The organism is Leptonema illini DSM 21528 (assembly GCF_000243335.1).
GTDB classification, from domain to species: domain Bacteria; phylum Spirochaetota; class Leptospiria; order Leptospirales; family Leptonemataceae; genus Leptonema; species Leptonema illini.
This window is the reverse complement of the sequence record NZ_JH597773.1, coordinates 1,656,745-1,665,979: the sequence shown is the minus strand read 5'-3', so window position 1 is coordinate 1,665,979 and position 9,235 is coordinate 1,656,745. Positions and strand designations below refer to the sequence as shown.

General features: G+C 49.5%; 8 protein-coding genes. 3 read left to right on the top strand and 5 right to left on the bottom strand.

What is annotated here, in order from left to right:
- The coding region (locus tag LEPIL_RS22885; protein WP_157135125.1) for a transposase at positions 1-195 on the top strand (195 nt) is incomplete at its 5' end.
- On the opposite strand, the gene LEPIL_RS07590 is transcribed toward LEPIL_RS22885, so the two are convergent.
- The 5 genes from LEPIL_RS07590 to LEPIL_RS07560 all read right to left on the bottom strand — a co-directional run bounded on the left by LEPIL_RS07590 (position 160) and on the right by LEPIL_RS07560 (position 6,957).
- A complete protein-coding gene (locus tag LEPIL_RS07590) occupies positions 160-1,167 on the bottom strand; it encodes a hypothetical protein (protein ID WP_002771501.1) in 1,008 nt (335 codons plus the stop codon). The two genes, LEPIL_RS22885 and LEPIL_RS07590, sit on opposite strands and share 36 nt — an antisense overlap.
- Positions 1,168-1,400: 233 nt before the next feature.
- Positions 1,401-3,158, bottom strand: a complete 1,758-nt coding sequence (locus LEPIL_RS07585) for an ATP-dependent nuclease (RefSeq protein ID WP_002771499.1) — start codon at positions 3,156-3,158, stop codon at positions 1,401-1,403.
- 636 nt (positions 3,159-3,794) lie between these two features.
- A complete protein-coding gene (locus LEPIL_RS23370; RefSeq protein WP_143464653.1) occupies positions 3,795-4,298 on the bottom strand; it encodes a hypothetical protein in 504 nt (167 codons plus the stop codon).
- A 404-nt stretch (positions 4,299-4,702) separates the two neighbouring features.
- Entirely contained in the window at positions 4,703-5,509 is an 807-nt protein-coding gene (panB, locus tag LEPIL_RS07570) for a 3-methyl-2-oxobutanoate hydroxymethyltransferase (RefSeq protein ID WP_002771493.1), read from the bottom strand.
- A gap of 641 nt (positions 5,510-6,150) precedes the next feature.
- Complete coding sequence (locus LEPIL_RS07560; RefSeq protein ID WP_002771491.1) at positions 6,151-6,957, bottom strand: TetR/AcrR family transcriptional regulator; 807 nt, start codon at positions 6,955-6,957, stop codon at positions 6,151-6,153.
- A 44-nt stretch (positions 6,958-7,001) separates the two neighbouring features.
- On the opposite strand from LEPIL_RS07560, the gene LEPIL_RS07555 reads away from it, so the two are divergent.
- Positions 7,002-8,054 (top strand): NAD(P)-dependent alcohol dehydrogenase, encoded by a 1,053-nt coding sequence (locus tag LEPIL_RS07555; RefSeq protein ID WP_002771489.1) that lies wholly within the window; start codon positions 7,002-7,004, stop codon positions 8,052-8,054.
- 49 nt (positions 8,055-8,103) lie between these two features.
- A complete protein-coding gene (locus tag LEPIL_RS07550) occupies positions 8,104-9,234 on the top strand; it encodes a type II secretion system minor pseudopilin (RefSeq protein ID WP_002771487.1) in 1,131 nt (376 codons plus the stop codon).
- Position 9,235: the final 1 nt, after the last annotated feature.

The window sequence follows — 9,235 nt, the reverse complement described above, 5'->3', positions numbered from 1 at the left end:
AGACGGGGCCGGAAAAAGGAGAGCACACAGGATGGGCGGGAGCTGCGTCGATATAAACGCAGATGGAAGGTCGAAAGACTCTTTGCCTGGCTCCAGAATTTTCGCAGAATACTCAATCGATTCGAGAGGTACTGGGAGAACTACCTTTCGTTTGTCCGGTTAGGTTGTATCGTTATCCTCCTCAGGCATTTTTGAGATGGCTTGTATTGAATTGACCAACGTCAAGGGAACATAGATGAGTCTTACATCCAGAGTATTGACCAATGTGCCTACCTTGTCCCGCACATTTTGTAACTCCCTGACAACATTAGCGCCTGTAGCATTGAGCATTCGGTCGATATCCGCATGAGCCGAGACGCCTCTCGTAAGAGTCGCTACGTCACCTTCTGGTTCATTTCCCGCTACAACGAAAAACCAGAGACGGAATTGGTCTTTCTCTAAAAGTTTCGCAAGCTGATCTTTTGATTTGGCCGCGAATTGCCTAACGGCGAGCATGAAGTCGCCTATTGTGTTCGCTTGGCCGGCCAAGAGCCGGCCATTCTCCTCGGTAATACCGAGTTCTAAGAGCGATATTCCCGAATTTAATTCGGCAACTGTTCTGCGGGCAATTTCGAGATACTGTTCTTTTTCGGGACCAGCAAAACGAAAAAGGCCCCCATAACTTCCGAGAAGCGCAGATCCACCGATTCGCTGGCCCAGTTCGAGGAGTTTTTGCTGAAGCTCATCAGAATTGCAGGTCCAAGCAATTAGGGTTTTCTCTCCGTTTTCCGACCTGAGAAACCCATTAATCCCATGAAGGACCTTCTCAATATCTGCTTCCGAGAAATCCGTCAATGCTTCTCGCCCCTCCAATACAAGGATGCGTAGCTGGCTGGAATTTTTCGGGAGAGTTCGAAAGAAACCCGATAGCTCTTGCTCACCGGGAACAGTCTGAATCTCAATTCCATCACGGAAAAAGGAAATCGTGTTGAGAAACGTAGATTTACCAACCCCTGACTCTGCGCGAAAAATCAAAAATGCTCCTCTACCAGCGGAGCGCATATCCGAATATACAGAATCAATGAAATCCAGAGCTTCATCCACTTTTACGATAATGCGTGGAAGCACGCCGCCTGCTTTTCGGGCCAGCATGTCGTAGCGATCCGGTATCAATAAGGTTTCTTGCACATAAATCTCCATAAATAGGTTTAAAAGTGTCTGCAGGGCGGCTTTTTGGCGAACGAAATAGGTTTCACGAAGATGGCCAGCGGAGGCAGGACAATTTGCCGAAGCCCGACGCCATAGCGGAACCTATTATAACGCCCCAAATAGTTCGGCGTTTATAAGGCGACCGAAGGGAGAGGGCGATATGGGACTGAAGGTGCCCGCGGCAGTAAAAATGCAGTTATCGCAGTGGCACATTATTTTAATCCACATTGGGATTCTAAATCAGCAATAGAGTTCCAGCGGATTATATTCGATGGTGGGGTGACATTATTGTCAATCAGTGCGTCAAGTAGTAATTTTACTTTTTCAAATATCGCCTGATCAGATCTTATTCGTATTAATGCATTGTATGGCTTTTCATTTTTAATCTCTTCGCCAAAAATTGCAGATTCGAAATTGGTTTTGCATGCCAATAAATGAACCCGGCCCAATGCATTTTCCAGAGATAGAATATTGCCTATAGTCGAATTCATTCCCCAAGCAGGATTGTTCTTATTGTCCTTTGTTTTAGGAGTATCGGTATCATGTAAAATGGAAAACCCTTTTGAAAATTGAAGTAGGACTTTGGCAACAGACGGTATAATTCCTTTTCCTCTAGCTCGAATTATTTGAAGATCCAGGTACTCATCAGGGAGTTGCTCTTTTATCATTGAAAATGCAGTATATTCAGTATCACCTTCGACAATTATCTGTTTTCCCCCAAAAAAGAATTCATGAACATATGGATCGCATATATTCAATAATTTGAGATTAGTTAAATCATTATGAGAAAGCTTTGCCTTGCTTGGTCTGTAGAGTGTTGTGCTTTGAACGCTAGACATTTCATCTCGAAAAACTCTTATAATTGTGGTATTATCTCTCGAAAGATCGATAAATATTGGAGAATGAGAGGTAAGCATTACTTGCCAATTTCCTGATTTCGGAAGATCGTAAAGAACAGATCTTGCTTCCCGAATGGCTGAAGGATGTAAACAGATTTCGGGTTCATCAAGTAATAAGACATGCGGTCTTTCTTTTGTATCGTTTTTATTTTCTGAAATATATTTAAGAGTTGCCCACAATATTGTTCTTCGTGCACCACTTCCTTGGTGTTCGATTTTTGAAAAATATCCATCTTTTGGACCGATTAACATTTCGGTCCTGCTTTTGAAAGGTTCATAAGCTTTTTCGATATCCGTTTCTGCTTTTGCATCGAATTTGACTTGGTGGTTTGGAAAAAGTTTTTCGATGTATTTAGTGATTTCTGATTCGATTACAATGATTTCACTTTCAGTGGCTTTCACAGCTTTCGTCTGAAGATTTCTTATTTTATCTAAAATCAATTCGTAATCAGAAATTTCTTGGCTTGGATCTGATTTGATTTCAATAATTTTGTCTTTCAGAATACCAGCAATCAAATCTGTAATTGATTTGGCTTGAGCATCCGGAGTATCAAACGCATCCACTCTATGAGGCAAAGGACGTCTTGAATTTGCAACGTTGGGGGCACCCCACGGAACTTTTTCTTCATCCCAATCATTCAACTCAATGTTGAAGCCTTGCCTTTTGGGGTCCTTGTTTGGACTGCTCCAAATCCATCGTTCACGAATGATGTATTCTTGATTTCCTAAATCATCAAGCCATTTTTTTCCGGGTGCATTCGTAAATACGATTGTATGTAGTTCTATTTCTGGATAACAATCTTCATCAACGACTCCATTTGGAAAATCATCGATTGAAAGTTTTCCTTTATTGGACCCTTGTGACATTGCGACTTCATATGCTCTTAAGATGCTGCTTTTACCTGAATTGTTTGGGCCAACTAAGACTACAATATCATCAAGGTCGATTTCAACGGGGTCTGTCCCTATTGAGCGAAAATTTTTAATTATTAATTTATGAAGTCTGGGCCGTGGCGTATTTATGTCTGGTTGTAAATCTATTAATTCATCTTCTTTTTTACTTTTTGCCATTTGTTTTACCCATTGAGCAATTGCGAAAAACTTGTAATGTATGTATGCGTATTAATCTTGCCATACGTCCGTTTCACGGCCATCGTCATATCCCGTTTGGTATATGAACACAGTCGGAGCGGCTTAGTCCAGATTTCGCGCCAAACCTCAGCCTGCACGTCTCTATTGACGCGAACACTAAACTTATCTGTAAACATTGTCAATCCGGAATTTTCTTTTAGCTGGATTGGGTAAAGATTCTGCTCTTGATCGGTAACCCCGTTAGTCGAATCCCGGCGTTTACGGTCCTATCGGAATGCTCAGGATTTAGTGCCCGTTTGCTCTCTGCTCGGGGCCCATCCGCCCCTCAGCATGCGACGAGTGACGCGCTCGACCCATAGGGCCCAGGCTGCGTCAATCGGCGCCGATCCGCACTCCTGCTACGCTACGCTGAGGGAGCGGACAGGCTGGCGCTATGGCGAATCGAGTTCTTAAGATGTCAGGGAGTAAGAAGCCTTCCAGAATCGCGCCTCCCGAACCCGACCGGCCCGATGCTATCCAGCGAGCCGTCCACTGAAAATCGCTGTAGGAGCGGCTAGTCGGGTTGGAAAGAACGGGGAGATTTAAGCAGAACGGTTGCCACTTTATTGCTCGTTATTACTCATAGCAATCGTTTCGATCCTTTGCTTCCGTTAGATAAATGTGCAGTATGCCCAGTCCGATTCCATGTTCAACGGTAATCTGATCGGGCGATGCAACGAGTGTACGTGGCTTCCATTGAAAAGCTGTTCGATTTATATCATAACAGAGAAATACAACCTGGCCGGCCTGATGGTCGACCGTTAACGGAATGGAATTTTTTGCTTCGTAAGTATCAGACCGAAACACGATTTTAAGTTCATGTTTTCCGGGGTTCAGATTGAAGACCTTGTTCAGGAGACCCCCTCCGCGATTATCGAAGGCCACTTGCTTCATTGGCGGAATTTCTTCTCCATCCACACCTATAACACCAAGACCGGGCGAAATAACGTAACGCACTACCTTAGAATCCTCGTCTTCACCTGCAGTAAAGTGCGTTCTTGCTGCGCTAACACAGCCTGTTAGAGAAGCAAGAACAATTAATCCAAGAATAGTGATTCTTTTCTTCATTGTTGGTATCATACAGAATACATAAGTTTGGCGTCAGAGATATGTCAAACAGAATCTATAGGTTTTTCCAGCTGAGTGGATTGAATTGCCGATTGGCCTTTCGTCCATTCGAGTTCTTAAAATGCCAGGAAATTAAGAAGCCTTCCCGCCGCTCGCTTCCAACCCCCACCGCCCCGGCCGCACCCTCCCGAATCCCTGCCTGGCACTCAACCTGGCCTTTCGTCCAATCGAGTTCTTAAACAGATAGGTGATTAAGAAGCCTTCCCGTCGCTCGCTTCCAGCCCCTCCCACCACACCTGCGCCCGCCCGAACCAGGCCTGGTGCTTACCCAATCAACAAGGCACCACCCGCGTGGTGAGGGTGGGCGCAGGTGTGGCTTGTGCCACCCGCGGGGTGAGGGTGGGTGCGGCCAGGGCTTAGTGAGAATTCTCGGGCCCCGGAAAACTCCCCGACTTCACATCGTTATCATACTGGCCGATGGCCGTTATCCAGCGTTCCGCTGCCTGATCGTATTTGCGAGCATGCTTCGGAGCAAAGTCCGGCAGCAGGCCAAGCAGGTCCTGAAAGACCTGGACCTGGCCGTCGCAGTGAATACCGGCGCCGATGCCTATGGTTGGAATCTGCACGGCTTCACTGATACGACGGGATACGTCAGTTGGCATGAGTTCGAGAACGATAGAGAAACATCCGGCGCTTTGCAGAGCCTTGGCCTGTTCGATCAGCGCATCGGCGGCATCGTTCGACTTGCCCTGGATGCGAAAACCGCCCAGGCTTAAATAGCTCTGCGGGGTGAATCCGATATGGCCCATCACCGGAGCGCCTCCGGCTACGATCTTGCGAATGATCTTCAACGTATCTTCGTCGGCGCCTTCAAGCTTTACGGCCTGCGCCTCCGTTTCCTGGATCAGACGCATGGCATTGTTCACGCCCTGTTCGACGGAAGCATGATAGGTACCAAAGGGCATATCGACAATGAGGAAGGTGCCGGGAGCGCCGCGACGCACACACTGTCCGTGGTAGATGATATGATCGAGCTTCACCGGCATCGTCGAGCTATGGCCCTGAAGGACCATGCCCATCGTATCTCCTACAAGGATCGCATCGACGCCGGCCCGTTCAACGAGCACCGCCGATGTGGCATCGTAGCAGGTCAGGACGCTGATCTTCTCTTTCTGCTGTTTTCTTTCAATCCAGTCTTTTGGAAAACGCAGTTTACGGCTCATAGGCACACCTTTTTTCGAGGCCGATTTAAGGCAATCAAAGCAGCTCTTCTGTAACGAGGGAAGCAGGCAGCCAGACGACAAGCGGTTTTTCCCGGCGTCTTGCTTAATAATCCGAAATCCTATTAGTCCACGAAAAACACGAAAAGCGCGAGAGATGACCGTGGCCAACGAAGTTTTGTATTCTTTTGTTCTGAGCTTACGGGATAAGGTTCAGGTAAGGCCGTTGCAATGCCGTATTCGAGGTTCGCGTCTTTCGCGCTTTTCGCGGTCAACAAATTCTTAACGAGAGCCTCAAGCTCCGGTTGCATAAACGCGAAATCGAAAGGCCGATAGCCGAAACCTCGATTCGTGCATACCATGTCGTTATATTGCCGGCATCAAGAATCCTATCGTTGTTTGAAATCCTTTTAGTCCACGAAAAACACGAAAAGCGCGAAAGAAGACCGTGGTCGACGAAGGCTTAAATTCTTTTGGGTTGCGTTCACGGGATAAGGCTCAGGCAAGGCCGGAGAAATGCCTGTATTCAAGGTTCGTGTCTTTCGTGCCTTTCGTGGACAACAAATTCTAATTACTTCTCGTTATTGAAATCTGATTGTGATCTTCTCTGAGCCCTCCGCGGCCTCTGCGGTGAAGTTCTTCCGTTAGAAAAAGCCCCCGACGGGAAAGAACAGCAATCCGCTTTTAAACGCTTTCGGACCCGGATCATGCCTGTAGGATTCAAGGCTGCTCAGTATCATCTGCAATCCGAATTCAAACTCGCGATCGAACTGATTCTGTGATGTCGTGCTCATCGCATGTTGCATAACCTCTTTGAAATAGGGCGCCTGTTCGAGAAATGGCATCATGGTGCGAGCCAGCTCGGGGATCTGATCTTCGTCGATGGCCCAGTTCAGCTCCTGAGAGAGGAAGCCATAGATGTAGCTGTCGAGTAAAAGAAAGGCCCTGTAGGCCATCACTACCGAGAATCCGGCCTGACGCAGGATGCGAAGGACTCCGTCTCCGTAACGGATGCGCGTTTCAGACGGACGTTTGCGCGATTCAAACACAGCGACGGCCCAGGGATGAGCGCTGAAGGCCCGACGGGCGGAGTGCGCTCGAATGGTCATCGCCTGTTGCCATGTGAGTCCCGTTCCGTCTAACGAAGGGATCTCAATCTTTTCAAGAACGAGATCCACAAGTCCATCGAGAAGTTGCTCTTTATCGGCGATGTGCTTGTAGAGCGACATGGCCTCCACTTTTAAAGCAGCGGCAATACGTCGCATCGAGAGCGCATCCAGCCCTTCTGTGTCGGCAATGGATAGTGCGGCCAGCAAGATGCGTTCTCTACTTAAAGGAAGACGCCTTGCTTCCTTTCCGGGGTGCCTTTCAATCTGACGGCTGCTTCCTTTTTTAGCGGATTTCTCGGGCCGTGTTGTTGATGTCGGATTGGTTTTCTTCTTCGCTTTCATCTTTTCCGGTTGACTGGCTTACAGTGTAAGCCTATGCTGTCTGTATGTCAAACACAAAAGAAGTTAAGAAAGCAAAAGAGATGAATCCGCTCACCGAGGGGCAGACTATGAAGGTGCTGGCCTATAAAACATACGGAGGCCCCGAAGTCTATGGCGTCGAGGATCGGCCGGTGCCTGTTCTGAGTGAAAAGAAGGCGGACGAGAAAGGCGGCGAGGTCTTGATCCGCGTGCACTACAGCACGGTTACGGCCACAGAGGCGGTCTTTCGGCGTGGCGATATGATGGCGCGTCTTTTTACAGGGCTCTTTCGCCCGAAGATGCAGGTGCTGGGCGAAGAGCTTGCCGGCACGGTCGTCGGTTCGCGAAGCGAGCGTTTTAAAGAGGGGGATCGCGTCTTCGGCATTACCGGTCCTGAATTTGGCGCACATGCGCAGTATATCGTTCTGCCCGATACGGCCGTGCTTCTGCCGCTTCCCGATTCGATTGCCTTTGAAGATGCCGTTGCCTGTCTCGATGGCTTCTTAACGTCGCTTCCGTTTTTAAGAGACGTCGGATGTCTGAAGGCCGGGCAGAAGATCCTGATCAACGGCGCCTCGGGCTCTGTGGGCTCGGCAGCCGTGCAGGTCGCTCGTATGCTCGGAGCGGAGGTGACGGCGGTTTGCAGCGAGGCGAACCATGCGCTTGTGAAATCGATCGGAGCGGATCACGTTCTCGACTATCGCACGGCCGATTTCACAAAGTCCGACAGGCGATACGACGTTATCTTTGATACGGTGGGCAATCTCTGCTTCGGCAAATGTAAAAACGTGTTAACCGAGAACGGCGTCTTACTTGAAGCGGCGTTCGATTTCTCGGTCTTTCCGGCTGTTTTATTTACGTCTCTTTTCTCGAAAAAGAAAGTGAAGATTGCGGCGACGGGGCTTCGTCCGGCACCCGAAAAACTTGAAGATCTGAAGCTGATTCTCGCGAAGATGCAGAGCGGCGACTTCAAGGCCGTCATTGATCGTATCGTTGATGCGCATGATATCGTCGAGGCGCACCGGTACGTCGACACGGGACGCAAGCGTGGCAATCTGCTTGTGCGCATGGCGCCCTGATTCTGCTCTTTTCGCTTGCTGATCACGGAGCGTATGTGCGAATGACGACGTGGAGCGTTTGCTGAAGGTGTGGCGTCGCTGGAAGAAGAAGGGCCGCCGCGGAGCGGTCGTCATCCTTGTCGTCTTTGCGATGGGGGTGGCCGCCTTTACCATTGCCGTGAAGTTCTATTCCGATGCACACGATGAATGGGCGGCGGCGCGCATGGGCACCGAAGGCCTCAAAGCGCGGCAGCTTGCCCTTGCCGGTTTTCAGGCCGGCCTCGGCGCTCTTAAAAACGTACCCGAAGAGTATCTCTTTCAGTCAGGGCTTGCCCTTGATCCGCCCGACCTTCAGGTCAGCGACGAATGCAGTCGATGCTTTGTGAAATACAGCATCCAGCCTGAGGACGGCAAGTTGAACGTTAACCGGCTCGTGCGTCCGCTGGACGATATGCCCGACGACACGTATCGCAATATCTTCCAGAGGCTTTTCTCGCAGTACGGCATTCCTCTTGATGCCGTCGATTCGCTTGTCGACTGGATCGACGAGAACGATACGACCGATGGCCAGGGCGCCGAGAAGAGCTACTATGAGAATCTGAAGCCGCCCATTACGATCAAGAACGGGCTCATTCTTTCGGTCTCTGAGATGGCAATCGTAAAGGATCTCAACCGGCAGACGATCTACGAATCAAAGGCGCCGCCGAACTGGGAAGAGGAACAGGAAGAGCTGAAATTCCTGACCGAAGACGAGAAGTCGCTTCTTACGCCGGCGGACTGGATTCCGGCGAATAACCTCACCGCCTACATAAGTCCGGACGGCGATCCCGGCAAGATTAACGTCAACGCGGCCCGCTATCACGTGCTGATGAGCCTCAGCGATTCGATGACGCGCGAGGCGGTGCTTGAGATCTTCAAGCTGAGACGTGAGAAGGGCGGCTATATTAAAGAGCTGTCTGAGCTGCAGCATCTGCCTTCTCTGCAGCGCACGACGTCGGCAGGCGTTTCGCTGTACAGCGAGCTGGCCGGTGCCGGCGGCGAATTCACGGGCCTTCTTAAAACGGAGGGCGAGATCTATCGGATCATCGGTATCGGAACGATCATGCCTCCGGAAAACGGAACGGGCAGCCCGGTCATCCGCAAGGTAACGGGGCTATATGACCGCAAGCGCCGCAAGCTGCTTTTTTATAGTGAGGAGTAGC

Excerpts from the sequence above, each read along its gene's own strand:
- panB (WP_002771493.1), bottom strand. The coding sequence starts at position 5,509 with ATGAGCCGTAAACTGCGTTTTCCAAAAGACTGGATTGAAAGAAAACAG.
- LEPIL_RS07555 (WP_002771489.1), top strand. The coding sequence starts at position 7,002 with ATGTCAAACACAAAAGAAGTTAAGAAAGCAAAAGAGATGAATCCGCTC.
- LEPIL_RS07560 (WP_002771491.1), bottom strand. The coding sequence starts at position 6,957 with ATGAAAGCGAAGAAGAAAACCAATCCGACATCAACAACACGGCCCGAG.
- LEPIL_RS07585 (WP_002771499.1), bottom strand. The coding sequence starts at position 3,158 with ATGGCAAAAAGTAAAAAAGAAGATGAATTAATAGATTTACAACCAGAC.
- LEPIL_RS23370 (WP_143464653.1), bottom strand. The coding sequence starts at position 4,298 with ATGATACCAACAATGAAGAAAAGAATCACTATTCTTGGATTAATTGTT.